18 protein-coding genes are annotated in these 20,056 nt (G+C 75.7%); 1 reads left to right on the forward strand and 17 read right to left on the reverse strand.

What is annotated here, in order from left to right; translation table 11 throughout:
• Positions 1-13: 13 nt before the first annotated feature.
• The 16 genes from ACZ6J5_RS11090 to ACZ6J5_RS11165 all read right to left on the reverse strand — a co-directional run bounded on the left by ACZ6J5_RS11090 (position 14) and on the right by ACZ6J5_RS11165 (position 18,385).
• Complete coding sequence (locus ACZ6J5_RS11090) at positions 14-2,395, reverse strand: hypothetical protein (RefSeq protein ID WP_469390044.1); 2,382 nt, start codon at positions 2,393-2,395, stop codon at positions 14-16.
• Positions 2,392-6,024, reverse strand: coding sequence for a hypothetical protein (locus ACZ6J5_RS11095; protein ID WP_469390046.1), 3,633 nt, complete (start codon positions 6,022-6,024; stop codon positions 2,392-2,394). Before ACZ6J5_RS11095 ends, ACZ6J5_RS11090 begins: the two co-directional genes overlap by 4 nt.
• Before the next feature lie 15 nt (positions 6,025-6,039).
• A complete protein-coding gene (locus ACZ6J5_RS11100; RefSeq protein WP_469390048.1) occupies positions 6,040-7,047 on the reverse strand; it encodes a hypothetical protein in 1,008 nt (335 codons plus the stop codon).
• A 14-nt stretch (positions 7,048-7,061) separates the two neighbouring features.
• Positions 7,062-7,676 carry a hypothetical protein gene (locus ACZ6J5_RS11105; protein WP_469390050.1) on the reverse strand — a complete coding sequence of 205 codons (615 nt, stop codon included), beginning with the start codon at positions 7,674-7,676 and terminating at the stop codon, positions 7,062-7,064.
• Positions 7,673-9,880, reverse strand: coding sequence for a hypothetical protein (locus ACZ6J5_RS11110; RefSeq protein WP_469390052.1), 2,208 nt, complete (start codon positions 9,878-9,880; stop codon positions 7,673-7,675). The genes ACZ6J5_RS11105 and ACZ6J5_RS11110 overlap by 4 nt, the downstream gene beginning before the upstream one ends.
• The gene (locus ACZ6J5_RS11115) at positions 9,877-11,187 is read right to left on the reverse strand and encodes a baseplate J/gp47 family protein (RefSeq protein WP_469390054.1); all 1,311 of its coding nucleotides are present in this window, start codon (positions 11,185-11,187) and stop codon (positions 9,877-9,879) included. The genes ACZ6J5_RS11110 and ACZ6J5_RS11115 overlap by 4 nt, the downstream gene beginning before the upstream one ends.
• 2 nt (positions 11,188-11,189) lie before the next feature.
• On the reverse strand, positions 11,190-11,588 hold the full coding sequence (locus ACZ6J5_RS11120) for a hypothetical protein (RefSeq protein WP_469390056.1): 399 nt from the start codon (positions 11,586-11,588) through the stop codon (positions 11,190-11,192).
• Between the two features lie 14 nt (positions 11,589-11,602).
• A complete protein-coding gene (locus ACZ6J5_RS11125; protein WP_469390058.1) occupies positions 11,603-11,947 on the reverse strand; it encodes a hypothetical protein in 345 nt (114 codons plus the stop codon).
• Complete coding sequence (locus tag ACZ6J5_RS11130) at positions 11,947-13,650, reverse strand: hypothetical protein (RefSeq protein ID WP_469390059.1); 1,704 nt, start codon at positions 13,648-13,650, stop codon at positions 11,947-11,949. The genes ACZ6J5_RS11125 and ACZ6J5_RS11130 overlap by 1 nt, the downstream gene beginning before the upstream one ends.
• Positions 13,647-14,009, reverse strand: a complete 363-nt coding sequence (locus tag ACZ6J5_RS11135; protein WP_469390061.1) for a hypothetical protein — start codon at positions 14,007-14,009, stop codon at positions 13,647-13,649. Before ACZ6J5_RS11135 ends, ACZ6J5_RS11130 begins: the two co-directional genes overlap by 4 nt.
• Positions 14,010-14,053: 44 nt before the next feature.
• Entirely contained in the window at positions 14,054-14,554 is a 501-nt protein-coding gene (locus ACZ6J5_RS11140; RefSeq protein WP_469390063.1) for a hypothetical protein, read from the reverse strand.
• A 3-nt stretch (positions 14,555-14,557) separates the two neighbouring features.
• Positions 14,558-14,869, reverse strand: coding sequence for a hypothetical protein (locus ACZ6J5_RS11145; protein ID WP_469390065.1), 312 nt, complete (start codon positions 14,867-14,869; stop codon positions 14,558-14,560).
• A gap of 2 nt (positions 14,870-14,871) precedes the next feature.
• Positions 14,872-15,264, reverse strand: a complete 393-nt coding sequence (locus ACZ6J5_RS11150; protein WP_469390067.1) for a hypothetical protein — start codon at positions 15,262-15,264, stop codon at positions 14,872-14,874.
• Between the two features lie 28 nt (positions 15,265-15,292).
• Positions 15,293-16,435, reverse strand: a complete 1,143-nt coding sequence (locus tag ACZ6J5_RS11155) for a hypothetical protein (protein ID WP_469390068.1) — start codon at positions 16,433-16,435, stop codon at positions 15,293-15,295.
• 117 nt (positions 16,436-16,552) lie between these two features.
• Entirely contained in the window at positions 16,553-17,356 is an 804-nt protein-coding gene (locus ACZ6J5_RS11160) for a hypothetical protein (RefSeq protein ID WP_469390070.1), read from the reverse strand.
• Between the two features lie 324 nt (positions 17,357-17,680).
• Positions 17,681-18,385 carry an HAD family hydrolase gene (locus ACZ6J5_RS11165; RefSeq protein ID WP_469390517.1) on the reverse strand — a complete coding sequence of 235 codons (705 nt, stop codon included), beginning with the start codon at positions 18,383-18,385 and terminating at the stop codon, positions 17,681-17,683.
• A 128-nt stretch (positions 18,386-18,513) separates the two neighbouring features.
• Between ACZ6J5_RS11165 and ACZ6J5_RS11170 the strand changes: the two genes are divergently transcribed.
• Positions 18,514-19,086: a carboxymuconolactone decarboxylase family protein gene (locus ACZ6J5_RS11170; protein ID WP_469390072.1), complete on the forward strand. Its 573-nt coding sequence runs from the start codon at positions 18,514-18,516 to the stop codon at positions 19,084-19,086.
• A gap of 62 nt (positions 19,087-19,148) precedes the next feature.
• On the opposite strand, the gene ACZ6J5_RS11175 is transcribed toward ACZ6J5_RS11170, so the two are convergent.
• Positions 19,149-20,039 (reverse strand): geranyl diphosphate 2-C-methyltransferase, encoded by an 891-nt coding sequence (locus ACZ6J5_RS11175; RefSeq protein ID WP_469390074.1) that lies wholly within the window; start codon positions 20,037-20,039, stop codon positions 19,149-19,151.
• Positions 20,040-20,056: the final 17 nt, after the last annotated feature.

Genomic DNA, 20,056 nt, shown 5'->3' on the forward strand with positions numbered 1-20,056 from the left:
CGGGGGGCCGCGCTCAGGGCGTGCCACCCCCGCCCTGAGCGCGCCGCATGACCTCCCGCGCCGCCTCCTGCTGGATCCGGGCGGCGCGGAGCTCCTTGCGGTAGTGCGCGCCGATCTCGGCGGTGGTGTCGCCGAAGTGGCGCCAGTAGGTCTCCCCCACGGTGACGGCGTCGCCCACGTCCCGGAGCACCGCCGCGTACAGCAGGTTCTTCGCCATGTGCGCCTGGCGCTCGACGCTGGTCAGGTCGAAGACCACGAGGCGGCCGGGGGCCCGGACGATCAGGTCGGGCGTCAGGTCACCGATCAGACGCGGCTTGCCCTCCTTCAGGAACAGCGGTTTGAGCCGCTGTTCCAGCTCGGCCACCCCGGGGGTGGCCTTCACGAACTCCTCGATCGTCATGTCGAGGACCGCGGCGGGGAGCTTGGCGAAATCGCGGATCGCCGTCTCGCTGACCAGGGTGAGGCCGCTGCCGGGGAACCGGGCCGTCACCAGGCGGGAGAAGGCGGAGTGCAGTCTGCTGCCGCGCTTGGCGGCCGTGAACTCGGCGCTGCCCGGCTGCAGGCCGACCTCCGCGATCGCCTCGGCCACCAGCTCCTCCAGGACCTCCACGGTGAGCACCGCCGCGCCCGGGGCATGGCGAGGGGGCTTCCTCTTCTTCAACTGGTCGAGCATCCGGCCCAGTTCCTCGATCTCCTCCGGGGTGAAGAGGCGCTCAGCCGCCTGCCCCGCGCCGAGCTCCTTGCCGATCTCGGTGCGGGAGATCACCCAACTGCCCTTGGCCTTGGCCCCGGAGGCGAGGATGTCGTCGCCCGCGCCCACGCTGAGCAGCACCCCCTCCCGGGTGACGAGCACGGGCCGCTCGGCGAACAGGAGCCGCAGCACGTCCAGCAGCCGCAGCCCGATCCGGTCGAGGACGGCCACCCCGATCCGGTTCACCGCGAGCACCGCGCGGACCGCGCCCCGGCCGATCCGGGGCAGCGAGGCGACGGCCTCGGGCAGGGTGAGCAGCGCCATCAGGATCTGGCCCACGATCCGCCCGGCGTCGAAGAACTCCAGCTGGTCCAGCTTCTCGACGAAGGCGTCGCGCAGCGCCCGCAGCCCCTCCCGGGCGGTGACCAGCGGATGCGTGACGGCGGTGACGAGTCCGGTCCACAGCCGGTGCCGGTCCTCGGCGAGGCGGGCGGAGAACAGCGACCCGGCGAGCGTCCCCAGCAGTTCCAGCACCTGGTACTCGAACTCGCCCGCGCCCCACACGATCCCGGCGAGCACCTGCGCCCCGTCGAGCACGTTGGGCTCCCAGTGGGAGTAGACGTACGACCAGGGCACCCCCCGCTCGCGCAGAAAGGTCCGGAAGGCCCGCACCCGGACCAGGGACAGCGCCTCCCCGAGCCTGCCGAGCGCGCTCAACTCGGCGAAGCAGGACATGAGTTCCGCGTGGTCCAGGCCCTGGAGCCGGTCCTTCATGGTGGCCGCCACGACCGAGCCGGGCGCGTAGGCCAGCCCGCGCCGCAGGTCGTCGGCGACCGCCGCGGCGACCGCCCGGACGTCCGGGCGGGCGTGCCCGACGACGGTGATCTCACGGAGGGTGGTGAGGTCGGAGGTGTACGCGAGGATGCCCTCGGGCACCGGATGGGTGTCCCAGGTGATGACCCGCAGCCCGGTGTCCGCGCGCCGCCCGTCCGCGCCGACGCGGTGCACGGCGTAGCGGCCCCCGGGCAGGGTGGCGACTCTCAGCCCGCTCCGTTCGACGGGGAGCGACTCCAGGTAGAAGGCGCCGGGGCCGAGCCGGACGGCCACGGTCCGCTCGTGGTCGGTGCCGCCGGGCGCGGGCACCAGCCGCGCCCGGTGGGAGCCGACCAGCAGGTCGTCCACGGAGATCCGGCCGAGCAGCGCCTCCTGGTACTCCGGGCCCATCCGCCGTCGCAGCGCGGCGAGCCGCTGGGGCGTCCAGGGCCGCTCGGGCGCGGGCGTCGGGGGCGCCGGGGCCCCGCCGCGGGCGCCGGGGCCCAGATCGCGCCCGCCGGTGCCGGCCCGCGCCCCGAGGCCCAGCCCGCCCGCGGGCCGCCCGACGGGCCCCGCGCCTCCCCGGTCCCGGCGCAGCCGCACGGTCACCGGGCGGCCCCCGGAGGCGTAGCCGGGCACCCGGTAGCCGTCGCTCCCGGGGTCCAGCGCCTCCGGCGCCTCCGGCGGCTCCGGGCGGGCCCGCCCGGGCGGCACGGCGGGCGGGCCGGGCACGCCCGGCTCCGCGAACCGGCCGCCCGCCGCCCGCACCGCGTCGGCGACGGCCCGCCGGACGGCGTCCTCCAGCAGCCGGGCGGTCTCCGGGGCCAGCCCCTCGGGCGGGGGCGGGAAAACGGGCGGGTGGAAGCGGCGTTCGGGCGGGCCGGCGGTCATCGGACCCTCCGTCCGCCGACGATCCGGTAGACGGTGCTGACGTCGTCGGCGGTGACCTCGAAGACGAGGTCGGGGTGGCGGGCGCTCAGCCGGGCGAGCACCCCGGCGCGCGGCCCGCCGCCGAGCGCGGCGGCGCAGAGGGAGCAGACCTCCTGGTCGACCCGGATGAAGACGGTACGGCCTCGGGCGGCGGCCCGTTCGGCGTCGGTGAGGCGGGCGAGCCGGGCGTCCAGCCGCTGCCCGAGGTCCTGTTCGGCGTGGCCGTGGGCCTGCGGCACGACCACCCCGTCCGGGGGCCGGACGGGGTGCGCGGGGTCGTACGAGCCGAGGGCGCGCGGCGAGCCGCCGGTGAACAGCTCCCCGGCGAGGGCGGGGATGTCGGAGCGGGCGACGGCGACCGTGCCCTCGTACCCGGCGGCGGCCTTGGCGGTCGGCGGCACCTCCTGTGCCCCGGCCGGGGTGGCGCGCTCCTGGAATCCGGCCCGCTCGCGCGCGGACGGCGCCCGCGTTCCGGCCGCCATCCGGCGCGGCCGCTCGGCCTCGACGGCGGCGCGGGCCGCCGCCAGGTCCCCCCGGAGCAGGTCCTGTACGGCGGGGTCGCTCGGCCGCTCGGGCTGGTGCGGGCGCCGGGGTCCGCCCCAGACCTCGTCCAGGAACTCCTTGGCCACGGGGTCGTGGGCCTCGCGGGCCCGCAGTTCCTCGGGGCGGGCCCGCTCGTACCACCACCGGTCCAGGGCGGCCTCCCGGTCGGTCAGCGAGGCCCGCTTGAGCTGCGCCCAGCCGGGCCAGGCGGCGGCGGGCCCGGACCGGGCCGCCGCGTTCTCGGCGGCCTCGGCGGAGACCGGTACGGGGACGGCGACGGGACCGGAGGCGGTGCCGGGGCCGGGCGCGGAACCGGACGCGGAACCGGGCGCGGAGTGCGCGCCCGCCGCCCCCGGCTCGATCCGCGCCGGGATCCGGGAGGCCGTGCCCCGGGGCCGGGGCGAGGCGGGGGCGAGGCCCTCCGCGGCCTCGTCGGCGCGCGCGGCGAGGGCCAGGGACCAGGCCCTCGCCTCCGCCGCCGGCAGGCCCTGGCCCAGGGTGTGTTCCATCCGGCGCCGGGTCAGCGCCATGGCCTCGGCCCAGCGTTCGGCCGTGACGCCCTCGGCGCTCAGCAGCCGGGTGAGCAGGGCCGCCTTGACGAGGGTCGGGGCGGCGCGGGTGAGGAGCGCGTGCAGCAGCGGCTCGACGGTGAAGGCGCCGATCACTCCGACGACGGTGCCGAACTCCATGGTGCGGGCGTACGCCTCGACGCCCGACCAGCGCGCGTCCACGACGTCGTGGGCGAGGGCCGCCAGGGCGGCCGAGGAGGCACCGCCGACCGCGCCGGTGACGAGCTTTCCGGCGAGCCAGGAGGTGATCCGGGCGCGCAGCCCGGCGGTGCCGAGGCGGCCCGCGGCGAGGCCGCCGAGTCCGCTGCCGACCCGGTAGCCGACGGAGCCGAGGTAGCCGTCGACGGCGGCCATGGCGAAGCCGCCGAAGCCGCCGTCCTCCTCGTGGAGCAGGACCTTGGCCAGGTGGAGGGTCTCGGAGAGGCCGACGCCGACGCCCACGGCGCGCGCCCCGCCGCCGAGCCGGACGAGGGAGGCGACGACACCCGCCTCCCAGGCGAGGGCGGCGCCGCCGACGGCGACCACGGCGAAGCCCGCCCAGCGGTAGGCGGTGCCCGCCTGCCCGAGCCGCCATTCGACGAGCCGCGCCTCGAAGAGGCCGACCGGTTCGAGCAGCGGACCGGCGGCGCGCGTCCACGGCTCCGCGCCGCCCTCGCAGCGCGACACGAGCTCGAACCGCACCGCGTACGAGGGCAGGCCCTGTTCCTCGGTGGCGAGGACCTCCAGGAGCCGGATGCCGAGGGCGACCCGGATCTCCTCGAAGTCGTCGGCGGTGATCCCGGCGGCCCGCGCGGCGCGCGCGGTGGCCTCGGCCGTGAACTCCTCCTCGGTGTACTCGCGCGGGTCGCTCCCGGTGAGGACGGCCTCGACCAGCAGCCCTCGCTGGGCGAGGAGCGCGGCGCGCAGCGCCTCGGCCCGGCCGGGCCTGGGGCGCAGGACCGCCGTGGTCTTCTCGTACAGGAGGTCCACGGCGCCGAGGAGCCCTCCGGCGGGCACCGTCCCGTCCGGTCTGCGGTCCAGCCGCAGGGCGCCCTGTCCGGGACCGCCGGGCGTGTAGCCGTGGGCGGTGGTGGCCGCGCGTTCGCCGGCGAGGGCGGCGCGCAGGGCGCGGACCCGGTCGTGTCCGGCGTACGGGGTGGTCTCGCTCTGGCGGAGGAGCTCCAGCCGCAGGGCGGACCGGCCGGTGGCCTCGGCGGCGTCGAGGAAGGCGGTGAGCGCGCCGTGGCCCGCGAGGTCCTCCAGCACGTACCCGAAGAGGCCGCCGGTCCGGCCGGGCGCGTGCCGCGCGGTCTCGTCCAGCAGGGCGCGCAGGGCCTCGCCGAAGGCGTGCTCCCCGATCAGCGGCAGGATCCCGGCGGCGATCCGGCGGGCGGCGGGGCGGAAGCGCGCGGCGTCGAGGCGGTCCGGGCCGAGGTCGAGGGAGGCCCGGCAGTAGAGCACCCGTTCGCCCTCCTCGTCGGGCCATTCGAGGCCCCGGAGCGCGGCGGCGGGGACGTCGGGGAAGGCGTCCCCTTCGGCGAGGAGGAGCCGGGCGGCGGGCTCGTGGTGGGCGGGTCCCGGACCCGCGTGCCGGTCGAACAGCAGGAAGAGCGCGTCCCGTTCGATCCCGGCGGGGGTGCGCACCGGGGTGGAGGCGGCGCGGAGCACGGCGGGCTGGATCCGGACGTGGACGGTCTCGCGGCCGTACTCCTCGGCGTAGCGGCTCCAGGGCAGGCCGGTGGCGCGTTCGAAGACCAAGGGGTCGACGCAGAATCCGGCGTCGGGGACGGTCAGCGCGGTGACCAGGCCGGGGCCGAGGGCGGCGACGTCGCCGATGCCGACGCGGGGCAGCCGCATGGTGGTGAAGACGACGTGCCGGGGCGGCACGCGGGGGACCCGGGCGGCGACCGCGCCGCTGGTGTCGGCGTCGGTGAGGCGGCGCAGCGACTCGGCCGAGCCGGCGACCGCCCAGGCGGGCACGGTGGCCCCGGCGCGTTTCCGGGCGGAGCTCGCGGTGACCAGCTCCTCCCCCAGGGCGTGCGGGGCGTGGGCGCGGCCGAGCCGGACGAGCCAGACGTCCGCGTCGCGGACCTCCCCGGCGAGCGAGCGGTACAGCACGGCCTCCGGGAACTCCCGGCCCAGCACCTCCGCCACGTAGCGGAGGTAGCGTCCGACCTCGATCCGGGCGCGCGCGGTGCCGACGACGGTCCAGGGCGGCTCGGCACGCGACGGGACGGCGGTGCGGCGCCCGGCTCCGGCGTACGAGGGCGGGGCGTATCCCCCGGGGACGTCCCGGCCGGGCTCGTGGGCCTCCCGGACCGCCGCCCCGGCCGGGGCGGGCGCCGGTCCGGCGGGGCGGCGGCGGGCGGTCTCCCGTGCGGCGCGGTCGAGGCGTCCGGCGACGAGGGCGGTCAGCCGGCGGGTGAGCGCGGCGAGTTCGTCGGGGCCGGGTTCTCCGGTGAGGGTGATCCGGACCGGCACGTGGACGTGGATCTCCACGGGGCGCCGCCTCGGCTACTCGGTGACCAGGATCATCACGCGCAGCCCGGAGCCGACGAGCCGGTCCCGCTCGTCGCGCAGGCCCAGCTCGAAGGTGTGCAGGCTGCCGACCGCCGGGTCCGGGGGGAGCTGGACGGCGAGGTCGGTGTCGATCCGGTCGGGGCGGTCGGCGTCGAAGCGGAAGGGGGTGTCGAGGGCGGGGACGGGTCCGGGGGCGAGGTCGAAACGGGGCGGCTCGGTGGCGAGGGTGATGGGCACGGGTCCCCGGGAGGTGGCCAGGCTGAGCTCGCCGCGTTCGAGACCCTCCGCCGTGGCGATGACGCCGGGATGCGCGGCGAGCACGGCGAGCTGGAGGCTGTTCGGCTTGGTCGTCACCTGCTCGGCCCTGACCAGGTAGGCCTGGTCGCCGCCGGGCGGCGGATAGGTGGTGGTGGGGACCTTCTTGGGCAGGTCCGTGTTCGGCTTCGGCGCGGGCAGCAGCATGATGTTGAGCTGGCCCTGGTGCTGGTCCTGGTCGGGGTGGAGGACGGTGTCGGGACCGTCGCCCGGGGGCACCCGGCGGCCTTCCCCGCCCGGCACGCTGTCGCCCTGGTAGCAGTTGGCGAGCAGGCAGAGGTGTCCGTCGGGCGACCGCTCCAGCTCGGGCTCGCCGGGGGTCCAGTACGGGGTGAGGACGAACTGGGTGACGCCGCCGGACGGGACGGTGGCCGGCCCTTCGCTCTCGAACGTCCGGATGGCGAGGCTGGGTTTCATGGCGCCGATGCCGGGCGCGAACACCCACGCCTGGATCTCGACGCCGTTCAGGGCCCGGGGGCCCTTGTTCTTCACGGAGACCTTGACGGTGGTCTCCTTGCCGACGCGGGTGCGGTAGCCGTCGCGGGGCAGTTCGGGGTCGTCGGAGTTGAGGTGCAGCAGGATGCTGGCGTTGGCGTACCAGGCGTGCACGTCGTCGTGGGGCCAGGGCCGTGTCCCGTCGTCGGTGCCGCCGGGTCCGTCGATGGGGAGGAAGAGGTTGCCGGCCATGGGCGGGACTCCGTTCAGTCGGTGAAGTAGGTGAGCTGGACGCTGGAGATGAGGACGGTGTCGGCGTCGGTGGCCGAGCTGAGCGAGGCGGTGACGAAGTAGCGGTAGAGGGACATGTCGACCCGGTTCTTGTCCGGCGACACGTCCTGGGGGTCGCCGAAGGTGCCGGTGCAGGTGATCTGGGCCAGTGCCTCGCGGTTGGCGCTGTCGGCGAGCGGGGAGCGGAAGAGCACGATGGTGAGGGAGGCGGCGCCGCTGTTGGCGCCGAAGGCGCGGAGCCGGCCCAGCCGGGCCCCGTCGGGCGGGGTGACGAGGAGGAGACCCTGGGCCGAGGAGTCGAGCGAGGACTCCCGGGTGGCGACGCCGTTGCGGTCCAGGGCCCACGCCTTGGCGGGCGACACCGGTACGAAGGCGGGGGCGAGGCTCAGCTTGCGTTCGACCACGGGCCGTTGTCCCACCGCCTTCAGTCCGGTGTCGATCTGTCCGACGACGGACCCCAGCCGCTCCAGGTCCTTCTGGATGGCGTCGAAGCGCACGTTGAAGCCGTTCTGGCCGCTCGCGGCGACGCGGTCGCGGTTGTCGACCCAGGCGACGTGTTTGAAGGTGGGGCTGAAGACGATGTCGGTCACGGATTCCCTCCGGGCAGAAGACGGGTGACGACCTCGACGCCCAGCGGGCGCAGCGCGTCGAGGAGGCCGACGATCAGGGAGCGGGTGGCGGGGGGCAGGGTGTGGCCGGCGAGTTCGGGGCGCAGCCGGACGGTGAGGCGGTAGCCGCCGGTGCGGTCGCCCATCCGGTAGGAGGCCTGCACCCAGGCGGGGCCGCCGTGTTCGCCGCGGACGGACATGGTGCCGGGCTCGGTGGTGAGGAGGGCGGCGGCGCCGTCGCCGGTGGACCAGCCGAGGACGCCGGCGGTGCCGATCTCGGCGGGCGGGGGCGTCACGGTGAGGGGGACGGTGGTGCCGATGGGCAGCACGTCGCGGAAGAGGCCGGGGGCGGTGACCCGGACGGGGTCCTGGTGTTCCTGGGCGACCGTCACGACGCCCTGGGCGACCCGGACGTAGCTGAAGCCGGCCCGGTGGGCGAGTGCGCCGAGCGTGCCCGCGGGCAGCCCGGGGTGGCCGAGGCGCAGTTCGCGGGCCTCCCGGGCGAGGGGGCTCGCGGTCGGGGTGAGGTCGCGGCGGACGGCGAGGAGTCCGGTGGTGCCCGGGGGCAGGAGGGCGATCAGCGCGTCGAGGTGTTCGGCGAGTTCGCGGCGCATCCGGTGGTGCTCGGGTTCGGTGCCGTACTCGGCGTGGGCGGGGTCGTCGTGGCGGACGAGGAAGACGGGGTCGAGGGCCTCACCGGGGGGCATCGGGAGCGGCGGGGCGGGGTCGGGGGTGCCGTCGGCGCCGATCGCGGTGGAGTCGGCGACGGTGACGGGGCGGACGAGGAGCTCGCGGGCGGCGGAGAGGGTGAGGTCGGCGAGGCGGAGTTCGGCGACGACGACGAGCCGGCCGGGTGCGGTGCCCCGGACGTCGACGGTGGTGCCCTCGGCGGGTCCGGTGAAGGCGCAGCGGCCGGCGCCGTCGCGCAGCAGGTACCAGCGGATCAGGGAGCCGGGGGGCGGGGTGAGCGGCCGTACGGAGAGGGTGAGGGTGCCGTCGACGGTGAGGGTGCCGTCGCCGGTCTCCATGCCGAGGAGTTCGCCGGGGGCGCACTCGGCGTAGACGAGGCCGTCGGGGCGGTGGGTGACGAGGTCGAAGCCGGACCAGTGGGCGAGGGCGGCGATCCGGCTGCTGGGGATGGTGTCGTGGCTGAGCAGGACGGCGCGGCCGGTGGCGCGGGCGTCGGGGGCGGCCGGGTCGTAGCCGGCGTGGACGACGGACCGGGAGGCGAAGAGGTTGAGCCGGGCGATGGCCGCGACGACGACCTGCTGGACGACGAGGGGTTCGGGGGTGCCGGGCAGCGGGCGGGAGTCGGCGGCGTGCGGGGACAGGACGGTGAGGAGGCCGGGGTGGAAGACCTCGTCGCCGGGGGGCCGGCGGGGGTCGGTGCCGACGGTGCCGAGCAGGTCGACGCTGAGTCCGGGTGGCAGGTCGAGCGGGGCGACCCGCAACGGCATCAGGCCGCGCCGGAGTTCGGCGTCGGTGTCGTCGACGACGAGCGGGGCGGTGACCCCGTCGAGGGGGCCGACGGCGTCGTTGAGGGCGGCGGCGAGTCCGGCGGGGGTGGGCAGGGTCCAGCGGCGGGCGACGGTGAGCCGGCGCCGGTAGGACTCGTCGGTCTCGGCGGGCGCGCGGACGAGGCCGAGCCCGGCGCCGTGCCGGTCGAGCTGGACGCCCTGGGCGTGGCCGGGGAAGCGCTGGGCGGTGGTCCTGGCGAGCTGGGCGCGGAGCAGGTCGCGTTCCCAGCCGACGGCCCACAGCAGCCGGCCCATGGTGCCGAGGAGCGCGGTGAGCAGCCACCAGTCCTCCTGGCCGCCGGGGAGGGCGGACTGGACGCCGGTGAGGAGGCCGGTGCCGTCGGGCAGCGGGACGGAGGCGCCGGCGGCGAGCCCGTCGGGCAGCGGCAGGACGAGCGGCTCGGCGCCTCGGACGCCGAAGGTGACGGTGGTCCCGGCGGGAATGTCGCGGCGGGCCTGGAGGACGTACAGCGGGCGGGGGACGACGCCGAACCGGTCGGTGTGGACGCGGAAGTCGTACGGGGTGACGGCGGTGCCCCGGATGCCGAGCGGGAGCCGGTCGGCGCCGCGCGCGAAGGGCGCGGTGAGCCGGTCGGCCATGTCGGCGGCGGCGAGCCGGGGCGGGGCGCCGGGGGCCCCGACGGCACTGGCGGCACTGACGGGGTTCACCGGGCGGCCACCTCGATGCTGCTGAGGGCGGGGTCGGCGGCGAAGACGGCCATCTCGGTGGGGCCCATGGCGAGGGATTCGCCGACGGCGGCCTCGACGGTGCCGAGCTGGTAGGCGACGCCGCCGAAGCCGAAGCGGCCGAAGGCGGGCGGGCAGCGCCGCAGATGGAGCCGGCGGACGTCGTCGACGCCGGGCTGTTCGGCGAGGGCGCACATCACGCGGGCGTACAGGACGTCGTCGCCGAGCCGGAGCCGGCCGATGTCGGCGGTGAGGCGGGCCCGGAGCCGGTCGGTGACGGTGGCGCCGTCGAAGCCGGCGGCGAGGACGATCTCGGCGCGGACGGCGACGTCGATGTGGTCGGCCTCGACGATGTTCAGGTGGACGCCGATGGGCCGGACCCGTTCGACGGCGGCCTGGACGAGCTCGTACACGCCGGTGACGGAGCCGGGGGCGGGCAGGGTGCGCCAGGGGCGCAGGCCCCGGTGGGCGACGGCGACCTCGGCGAAGTAGGGCTCGCCGACGCGGCGTTCGTCGCTGAAGGTGCGTCCGCCGAAGTCGAAGCCGCCGAAGTAGGCCTGGGAGACGTCGATGCCGCCGAGCGGGTCGGTGACGCGGGCGTCGAGGACGTCGGGCACGCCGAGCGCGGCCTGCCGGACGCTCTCGACGGTCCACAGGGCGCGCGGGAGGGCGATGATCCTGGCCCGGTACGTGTCGTCGTCCTCGGGGACGAGCTCGTCGAAGGGGGCCGGGTTGGTGACGGCGAGGGTGGCGGGCGGCCAGTCGGCGAGGTACTGGGCGCGGTGCGCCGGGTGGACGTCGGCGACGGTCCCGGCGGGCACGGGGTCCTCGCCGGGGTCGACGGCGAGGACCCGGACGGTGCGGACGGGGGCGGTGGCGGTGAGTTCGACGGGGGCGGTGGTGGCGAAGGCGCGGGCGGGGTCGCCGGCGCCGAGCAGGACGGTGGCCTCGGGGACCACGTACGTCCGGCCGGGGACGCCGCCGCCGAGGGTGAGCCGGACGGTGCCGGCGCGGCGGGGGGCGTGCCGGGCGAGTCCGGCGTCGGCGCCGAGGAGTTCGAGGGCGGCGCCGTCGGCGGTGGCGGTGAACTGCCCGTAGTAGAGGGCCTCCATGCGTTTCCACAGTTCGGCGTCCTCCTGGGCGACCACTTCCAGGATCTTGCCGAGGGGGCTGGTGGGCGAGAGGTCGACGTCGGCGCCGAGGGCGGCCCGGGTGCGGGCCCGGCTCTCGGCGAGGATCACGTCGAGGCCCTTGAGGACGAAGCCGTCGGGGGTCACGCCGTACTCCATGGTCACGCCTCCACGTCGGCGGTCAGGGCGGTGGTCCGGCCGTCGAGGGCCTCGACGAGGACCCGGACGGTGAGGACCCGGCCGGCGCGGTCCTCCTCGAAGGCGACGTCGGCGACCTCCCGCACCCGGGGGTCGGCGGCGAGGGTGCGGACGATCTCCAGGCGGAGCAGGTCCCGGAGGACGCGGGTGCCGCCGGGGTGGGCGAAGGCGGCTCCGGCGCTGAGCCCGTAGCGGTGGTCGCAGCGGTCGCTGCCGTACGGGGTGAGCAGCCGCAGGGTGAGTGCCTGGACGAGGTTGGCGAGGCCGTGGACCTCGGCGAGGCCGGTGCCGCGCAGGACGAGGTCGCCGTCGTCGAGGAGCAGGCTGCGGCCCAGGGGGTCGGGCGGGGCGGGGGTGGGCATGGGCGGGCGGCTCCTCAGTCCGTTCGGAGCAGGGTCTGGCCGGGGTCCTCGACCCGCCAGGCGACGGGGAGGACGGGGCTGGCCTGGGTGGCGCCCCGGGCGGTGGCGAGGGCGACGGGGGCGCCGTCGACGGTGAGCAGGCGGCTGGCGCCGGTGCTGACGGTGGTGACCTTGACGCAGGGCGCCTGGCCCCGGGAGGCGTCGGTGTTGGGGCAGCCGGGGACGGTGGCGGCGAGCAGGTCGGTGACGAGGAGGGCGGGGGCGCCGTCGACGGTGAGCGCGTGCTGGGAGGCGGTGACGAGCAGCGCGGCGCCGTGGGCGCACGTCAGGACGGAGGCGGTGGTGAGGACTTCGGGCATCAGCTCACCTGCACGGAGGAGCCGTCGAGGGTCAGCGCGACCGTCCCGTTGGTCAGGGTGATCCCGGCGCCGGCGGTGCGGACGGTGACGGCTCCGGCGGGGTCGATCGCGATGGTGGTGCCGGTGTGGTGCTCGATGGTGACGGTGTCGTCGTCGGGCGGTTCGGGGCGGGTGCCGACCGGGGGGAGTTTCGGGGTGCCGACGAGGATGTGCAGGCCGCGGGCCTGGACGGTGCGGGCGCCGCGGGCGTCGGTGAGGTCGTTGACGCCGGGTCCGGTGGGCTGTCCGTCGGCGTCGGTGCCGGTGGGCAGGGCGAGCCAGTAGTCGCCGGGGCGGGGTTCGGGGGCCTTGGCGCCGGGGGTGCGGGGCCAGAGCCAGCCGACGACGGCGGCGTCGTTGACGAGGTTGCGGTTGTGGGCGAGCAGGGCGCGCATCCCGGGGTAGACGGGGGTCATCAGCCCGCAGGGGCCGAACGCGAAGGGCGCGGCGACGGGTTTGTCGAGCAGGACGTCGTCGCCGACGGTCCCGGTGACGCTGGGCAGGGCCTGGGAGGGCGGCGGGGACTGGCCGTAGCGGAGGGAGACCTGGTGGCCGGCCGGCCGGTAGGAGCTGACCTCGCCGACGTCGACGGCGGGGCGGGCGAGCAGGGCGCGTTCGGCGCCGGTGTCGAGGCGGTCGGCGACGGCCCGGACGCCGTCGACGGCCTCGACGGACTCCCCGGCGGCGGCCGCGACGAGCTGGACCTCGCACACGTAGCCGGTGCGGACGCCGAAGCGGTGGACGAGCCGGTTGACGCGGAGCGGTCCGGGCGGGGCATCGTCGAGGCCGAGGAGCGTGGCGGTCTGGCCGACCCGCAGGCCGGGGTGGCCGAGGACGGTGAGGTCCACCGAGTCGCGGACGGGCGGGCGTTCCTCGCCGGGGGCCACCACGAGGGTCTCCTCGCCCTGGGTGTCGCCGTAGCGGACGAGGTTGGTGCCGGGGTCGAAGGCGACCGGGGCGGGGTCGTGGGCGCCGACGGCGGGGCCGACGAGGACGGTGCCGTCGCGGATGACGACGGGGGCGCGGGCGGTGCCGGCGAGTTCGCGGAGGGCGTCGAGGGCGGTGGGGTTGCGTACGGTGTGGTCGGTGAGCTCGGTGTCGAGCGCGGAGCCGTCGGCGAGGGTGAGCCCGGCGGCGGTGACGAGCCGGCCGGCGAAGTCCAGGGCGGTGGCGGCCTCGGCGCGGTGGGCGGCGGCGCCGGTCATCCGCAGGGCGTAGCCGCCGGCGTCCTGGCCGGTGAGGCGGACCCGGCTCAGGCCGTCCTCGGCGACCCAGGAGGCCAGTCTGGTGACGCGGCCGACCATGACGGGGAGCTCGTCGGCCGCGCGGACGTCGAAGTAGCCGAGCCGGAGGGTGGCGGCGAGCGGGCGGCGGGCGAGGGTGGCCCGGAGCGCCTGGACGGTCTTGGCGGGCAGGTTGACGAGGACGGCCTCGAAGGTGCTCGCGACGGCGCCCTCGGCCATGGTGACGGTGATGTCGGCGTCGAGGACGAGGGAGCCGCCGAAGACGTCGTTGGAGACGCTGAGCGGCAGTCCGGCGAGTCCGGCGAGGGGCCCGGTCTCCGCACCGGCGGTGGTGGCGACGGCTCCGCCGGGTCCGGTGCCGGTCCCGGCGGGGGGCGGCTGCTCGGCGAGGGTGAGGCTGTAGCGGATGGCGAAGCTCACCGGGCGGTCACCTCCGCGAGGACCCGGGAGCCGTGGGCTCCGGTGCCGTTGAGGTTGCGGACGTGGACGCGGGCCTCGCGGAAGACGAGGGCGAGCCGGCCGGCCGGGCAGGGCAGGCCGCGGACGGCCTTGCGGCGCAGCAGCGGGACGAGCCCGCCGGGCTCCTCGCGGGCGACGGCGACGACGAGGAAGGGGCCGCCGTCGAGCAGGTCGAGGAAGCCGTCGTCGGCGGCCGTCGCGTCGACGGTCGGCTCGTCGGCGTTGACGTACAGCTCGATCCGGTAGACGTGCTCGCCGAAGCGCAGCCGGAAGGCCTGCGGGAAGCCTTCGTCGGCGTCGACGGGCAGGCTCGCCTGCATCGGGCTCCTCTCGGGGTCGGGGCGGTCGGGGGGCGGGGCGCCGCTCAGGGGAGCGGTGGCCCCGGGTGGCGGGGTACGGCGGCGGGGGCGGGCGCGGAGGGGACGGCGGCGCTCCCGGCGGCGAGCGCCAGGTCGGCGAGCTCGCCGGCCAGCGCGCCGAGGCTGGAGCGGGGCACGTGCTGGAGGGTCATGGACAGGTCGAAGGCGTCGCGTTTCTGGACGCTCTGGGTGAAGCGGAGGTCGGTGATCTGCATGTCGAGGCTGAGGGTGAGTCCGCAGACGACGGGGATGCCGCTGGCGGCGAGCGCCGGGCCCGCGGCGGCGAGCAGGGCCCGCGAGGTGAGCGCCAGCACCTCCAGGGCCTTCTTCGTCGCGAAGCGGTCGGGGCCGAGCAGCACCGCCTCGACGGTGAGGGTCCTGGTGGACGGCTGGGTGGCCTGGGAGAAGCGGCTGCCCAGGATGCGCTCGACCCGGTACCCCTCGGTCATGGTGATGCTCTGCACGTACAGCAGGGGGATCGCGCCGACGAGCACCTGGTCCGCCACCGGCTAGCCCCGGCTGCCGAGTTCGCGGTCGAGTTCGTCGAAGACGTGCGCCGCGATCCGGCGGACGTGGTGGTCCTGGAGGGTGCCGACCACCTCCACCTCGACGGGGAAGTGGTAGTGCACGACCTGCCCGGCATCGCTCCGGTGGGTGATCCGGGCCTCGCTCCCGGGGGCGGGCAGGATGTACTCGCCCTCGTGGACGAGGGCGATCCCGGTGCGCTCGACCCGGTCGCCGGCCGGTTCCGGCGCGTCGGGCGACAGGCCGTACGCGGAGCCGTGGGAGGGGCCGTACGAGGGTTCCTCGGGGAAGGTCATCCTCAGCCCTCCACGCCGACGTTGAGGGCCATGCAGGTGAAGGTGGCCTGCGGGACGCCGTCGACGGTGACGGTGCTGGGCTGGGCGGCGCTGACCACGCAGCGGCTGAACTTGAGCGCGGAGAACGCCCAGTCGTCGCCCCGCTTCTCGGCCACCGCGATGGCGAACTCCGTCCCGTTGACGGCGAGTTCGGTGAGATCGGCGACGGCTGAGGCGATCGCGGGGATGGTCATCGTGAAGGTGAAGGTGAAGGGCTGGCGCACGAAGCCGACGCCGTCCGCCTCCAGGCTGTGGATCACCGTGTGCGGGACGTTGAACGACGGGGAGAAGTTGGTGATCGGCGAGATCGTCCGGCCGGCGAGTTTGACTTCCAGCCGGGTGTTCCAGTCGGACATGGGGACGGCTCCTTGGTCGGAAGGCTGGTCAGTCGAACATGAGCGAGACGTCGATGCGGTGGACGGCCCCCGCGTAGTCGACCCGCACCATGGCCTCGGCGGCGCGTTCGGTCTGCGCGGCCCGCACGAGGTCGTCCTCGGCGGTGGTGCGCTGCGGCTTGTCGAGCAGGGCGAGGATGGGGACGACGATCTCGTAGTCCTCGATCACCTCGGACCTGCGCAGGGGTTCGAGCACGGTCTCCATCTCGGCGACGAGCCCGCGCAAGCCGGAGCGGCTGATGCGGAGGTTGCCGATGGTGCCGATGAGGCGGGCCTTGAGGCGGAAGGTGATGTCGTCGATGGTGCGGACGATGTCGATGTACTTCTTGCCGGCGGGAAGGCCGGTGTAGCCCTCGCCGAGGTAGACGCCGGAGCCGGGGATGAGCGGCGGGTCCACCAGCCAGTTGACGCCCCTGCCGGCCGGGCCGCGGGTGCCCGGACCCTCGGAGCCGTTCAGCCGGATGATCTCCTCCGCCGTGAACGGGTCGGAGCTCACCTTGACCTGCTTGAGCAGCATCGAGACGTGCGGCGGATAGCCGGCGATGGCCCCGGCGACGGCGGCGGCGACGTCCTCGTCGCTCTTGTGCGCCACGTACACCATGCGCTCGGTGGCGAGGTTCCCGGTCACCACGGTGGGGTCGCTGGCGCCCTTGGCGAGCATGGCGACGCCCATCCGCTCCATGCCGTCGGCGGCGGGGCCGGAGACGTGCTGGGCGAGCTTGAGGATGCCGGGGCTGGGCGCGGCCGGGCCGCCGGCCGGGGTGGTGAGGGCGAGTTCGGTGTCGGCGACCACGACGAGCTGCACGTTGAGCGTGCCCACCTTGGCGAGCGCGTCGTCGTAGGCGTTCGACTGGGACATCCGGACGCCCCAGACCTCGCTGGGGCCGGGCTGCTGCACGAGGGCGGTCGCGATGGCCTCGCCGAGCGGTCCCGTGGCGGTCCTGCGGGCCTCGTTGACGTCGGTGTAGAGACGGGGGGTGTTGGGCGGCAGGAAGTCGGGCGGGACGGACGCCGGCGGGGTGGCGACGCCGACGACGGCGACGTTGCCGTAGGCGCGGGTGGCGGGGGCGAAGGGGACGCCCTCGATCCTGACGCGCACGTAGCGGACGGGGCTGTCGGTGGTCTCGGGCATGGGACCTGCTTCCTTCCGGGACGGGGACGGTCTTCGGGGAACCGGCGGCGGGGCCGCGGGAGTACGGGCCAGGAGCCTGCGGGAGGAGGGGCCCGCGGAGCGGCGGCGGGCGGGCGGTCAGTCCAGGAACACCGCCGCCACACCCGCGTCCGCCAGCACCCGCTCGATCTGCGCGGGGCCGAGCCCCGGCCCGGCGGGCGACGGGGACGGTACGGGGGCGGGGAACGCGGCCACGAGGGCGTACGGCGCGACGCGCGTCCCGAAGGTCCCGGGCGGCAGCGGGCGGTCGCGGGCCGAGGCGGCGACCAGCCGGGCCGCCCGCACCGCCCCGGCGACGTCGTCGCCCGCGCCGACGACCACGGCGGCGTCCAGCGCGACGGTGCGCCGGTTGACGGGATCGCCCGGGTCGAAGACGGGCGGCCGGCGCAGCCGCACCTCGGTGCGCAGGTACTCGCCGGACTCGCGCAGGTCCTCGACGGTGACGAGGCCGTGGCGGCGCATGAAGGCGTCGAGGTCGAGGAAGCGGAACTGCGCGCGGAACTCGTCGAGGGTGGCGTACGCGTCGACGGCCCGGACCACGAGGGAGTCGAGGCCGCCGGGGTCGGTCTCGGCGACGACGTCGATCTCCAGCGCGGCGAGGACGTCGATCCAGACCGGCTCGGCCCGCTCGCCCTCCCAGCGGAAGTCGGCGAGGGTGATACCGGGGACGGTCTGGTTCCAGGTGCCCCGGCGGGCGGCGGGCGGGAAGAGCGGCCACTGCGCGGTGGCCGTGCGGACCCGCAGGGCGGCCACCGAGTCGATCCGCTCGTACTCCAGGTCGTGGGTGCGTTCGACGAGGAAACGGGCCCGGGGTCCGAGCAGCGCGCCGAGTGCCTCCGGGTCGGTGAGCCGGGCGAGGGCCCGGTCCTGGATGACACCCATGCACGCGTCCTTTCACGCCGCGGCGGACCCGCGGAGCGAAGGCGCTCCGGGCGGCGGCAGGAGACAGGGACGCACGTGGGCACGGGGCGCGACAAGGGCTTCTACTCCGTGCGGTGGAGAAGAGGAACCGATCGGGCGATTGCGCTCCGCCGGGTGTTTCCGGCCCTCTCCCCCGCCCCTTCGGGGGAGCGCGCGGGGTGGGCACGGGGTGGCGCGCGGGGGCGCGCGCACACCGGACCCGGGTGCCGATCTCCGCCCCGCACGGCATATCTGACGTGACGTCACATTCAGGGGCGGAGCGTCACGCGGTCAACACGAGTCCCCTCAGGCGCGGCCGGGGTCACCGAGCAGACCGAAGACCGGGCGCAGCCCCTCGGGCCGCCGGTCGACGGGGAGGTGGTCGACGAAGTGGACCCGGGCGCCGAGGGCGAGGGCGCCGCCGTCGGCGGTGCGGTCGTCACCCACCATCAGCGTCTCGGCCGGGGCGAGCCCGAGGCCGTCGCAGGCGTAGCGGAAGATGGCCGGGTCCGGCTTCTGGACGCCGACCTCGTAGGACAGCGCGTAGAGGTCGATCCACTCGTCGAGCCCGTGCGCGCGGAACACCGGCCGCAGGTCCCAGCCGATGTTGCTGACGACGGCGACGAGCACGCCGCCTCGGCTCAGCTCGCCGAGCGTCCGGGCCGTGTCGGGGTACGGCTGCCAGGCCGCCGGGCTCATGTGCCGGTCGTACAGGGCGCGGACCAGCGCGGGGTCGGTGATCCCGGCCGCTTCGATCAGACCCGAGTAGGCGGCACGGTGCCGCTCGGCGTCGAGGTCCCGCTCGTCCCACAGGCTCCGCAGCCCGTCCGGCACCCGCAGCGGGGACGGGCCGCCGGGCAGCGCCCCGTACGCGGTCAGGCGCTCGACGGCGTGGGCGAACTCGTCGCCGGAGAGCCGGACGTCCGCCTCGGCGAGGACGGCGTCCAGCCAGTGCGCGGTGGACTCGACACGCAGCAGGGTGCCGGAGAAATCGAACATCACGCCTTTGATCACCCCTCGATCCTAGGACGTGTCGTCACCCTCCCGCCGTCGCCCGGGCCGGGCCGGGAACTTCCGGAACCTCCTCCGCGTTATACCCCCCACGGGTATACCGAGCGGTGTACCGAGGAGGAGGCACGGTGCGAACAGAAGGCACGGCGCGGACCGACCGCCCGGCACGGCGGCTCGCGGCGCTCGAACCGGAGCAGGCCACGGGCAAGGCGCGCGAACTGCTCGCCGACATCGTCGAGCGGCACGGCTCGGCCGGCGAGATGGTGTCCACGATGGCCCACTCGCCCGCGCTCATCGAGGGCTATCTGAGCCTGTCCCGGGCCATGAAGCGGGTGAAGATCCCCCGGGCGCTGAGCGAGAAGCTGTCCCTCGCCGTCCAGGAGTGGATCGGCTGCGGCACCTGCCGCGAGGCCCATGTGGCGGCGGCGCGGGCCGCCGGACTGTCCGAGGCGGACATCGAGCTGGCCCGCCAGGGCACCTCCACGGACGCCCGCGAGGCGGCCCTGATCGCGGTGGCGCTGCGGGTGCTGGCCGAGCCGAGCGCCCTCGGCGACGAGGACGTGGCGGAGCTGCGGGCGCACGGGTGGAGCGACCGGATCATCGCGGAGGTGGTCGGGGTGGTGACGCTCAACCTGCTGACCGGCGCCTTCAACCTGCTCGCGGGCATCCAGCCGGCGGGGCCCGGGCATCCGGAGGGCTGAGGCGCGGGGCGGCCCGCCGGGCCCGGCACCGTCGTGCCGGGTCCGGCGGGCCGCCGGGGAGGTCAGACGCGGTCGGCCGCGATCAGGACGTACTGGAACGAGCCGTCCCGGTACGAGTTGATGAAGGCCTCCTCGATGCCCGTGACCAGGGACGAGGTGGCGCGCAGCTCCCAGTACGGCAGGGTCTCCGGGGTCAGGTCGATGACCGCCTGCGGGACCAGGCGGTTGTCCGCCATCGTCTTCAGGTACTCGCGGCGCGAGTGGATGTTGCACTCGAAGTGCGCGTTGATCTGGGAGACCCACTTCGAGGGCTGGCCGTAGCGCGGGTTCCAGCAGCCGGTGATGGTGACGTACCGGCCGCCGACCTTCAGGATCCGGGAGTGCTCGGCGAAGAGGTCGTCCAGGTCGACGTACATGCTGGACTCGTTGTTCCAGGAGCCGGCCGCCTGACCGGTCTCGAAGGGCGTGTTCAGCATGTTGCACACCCGGGCCCGGACGTGGTCGCCGATCCCCAGCTCGGCGGCGCGCCGGTTGGCGAACTCGGCCTGCTTCGCCGAGAGGGTCACGCCCTCCACCGTGGCGCCGAAGCGCTGGTGGGCCATGACCATGGAGCCGCCGCGCCCGCAGCCGGCGTCGACGAGGGTGTCGTCGCGCCCGATGGCCCCCAGGTGGTGCAGCAGCACGTCGGCCTGCGCCGACTCCAGCCGGTGCAGCTCGGCGATCAGCTTCTTCTCGTACGCGCTGTCCTCGGTGTCGCCCAGGGCGGCGTGGTCGATGTCGCCGATGCCGTAGTGGTGGTGGTAGAGCCCGTCGACGTCGCCGAGCTTCAGGTTCACCGGTCGGGCCTCCGCGTCCCAGTACCGCGCGATGTCCCCCTGGTACGGCGAGGCCGGGCCGGGGACGAACGCGGTGGGAGCGGCGCCGTTGAGGGTGGTGAACTCGGTGCTGGTCACAGATGAATCCATTCTCT

The organism is Streptomyces sp. NPDC042100, assembly GCF_055582325.1.

Bases quoted from the DNA above. Each gene is read 5' to 3' on its own strand.
- ACZ6J5_RS11090 (WP_469390044.1), bottom strand. From the start codon at position 2,395: ATGACCGCCGGCCCGCCCGAACGCCGCTTCCACCCGCCCGTTTTCCCG.
- ACZ6J5_RS11145 (WP_469390065.1), bottom strand. From the start codon at position 14,869: ATGACCTTCCCCGAGGAACCCTCGTACGGCCCCTCCCACGGCTCCGCG.
- ACZ6J5_RS11115 (WP_469390054.1), bottom strand. From the start codon at position 11,187: ATGGAGTACGGCGTGACCCCCGACGGCTTCGTCCTCAAGGGCCTCGAC.
- ACZ6J5_RS11120 (WP_469390056.1), bottom strand. From the start codon at position 11,588: ATGCCCACCCCCGCCCCGCCCGACCCCCTGGGCCGCAGCCTGCTCCTC.
- ACZ6J5_RS11135 (WP_469390061.1), bottom strand. From the start codon at position 14,009: ATGCAGGCGAGCCTGCCCGTCGACGCCGACGAAGGCTTCCCGCAGGCC.
- ACZ6J5_RS11150 (WP_469390067.1), bottom strand. From the start codon at position 15,264: ATGTCCGACTGGAACACCCGGCTGGAAGTCAAACTCGCCGGCCGGACG.
- ACZ6J5_RS11155 (WP_469390068.1), bottom strand. From the start codon at position 16,435: ATGCCCGAGACCACCGACAGCCCCGTCCGCTACGTGCGCGTCAGGATC.
- ACZ6J5_RS11125 (WP_469390058.1), bottom strand. From the start codon at position 11,947: ATGCCCGAAGTCCTCACCACCGCCTCCGTCCTGACGTGCGCCCACGGC.
- ACZ6J5_RS11100 (WP_469390048.1), bottom strand. From the start codon at position 7,047: ATGGCCGGCAACCTCTTCCTCCCCATCGACGGACCCGGCGGCACCGAC.
- ACZ6J5_RS11160 (WP_469390070.1), bottom strand. From the start codon at position 17,356: ATGGGTGTCATCCAGGACCGGGCCCTCGCCCGGCTCACCGACCCGGAG.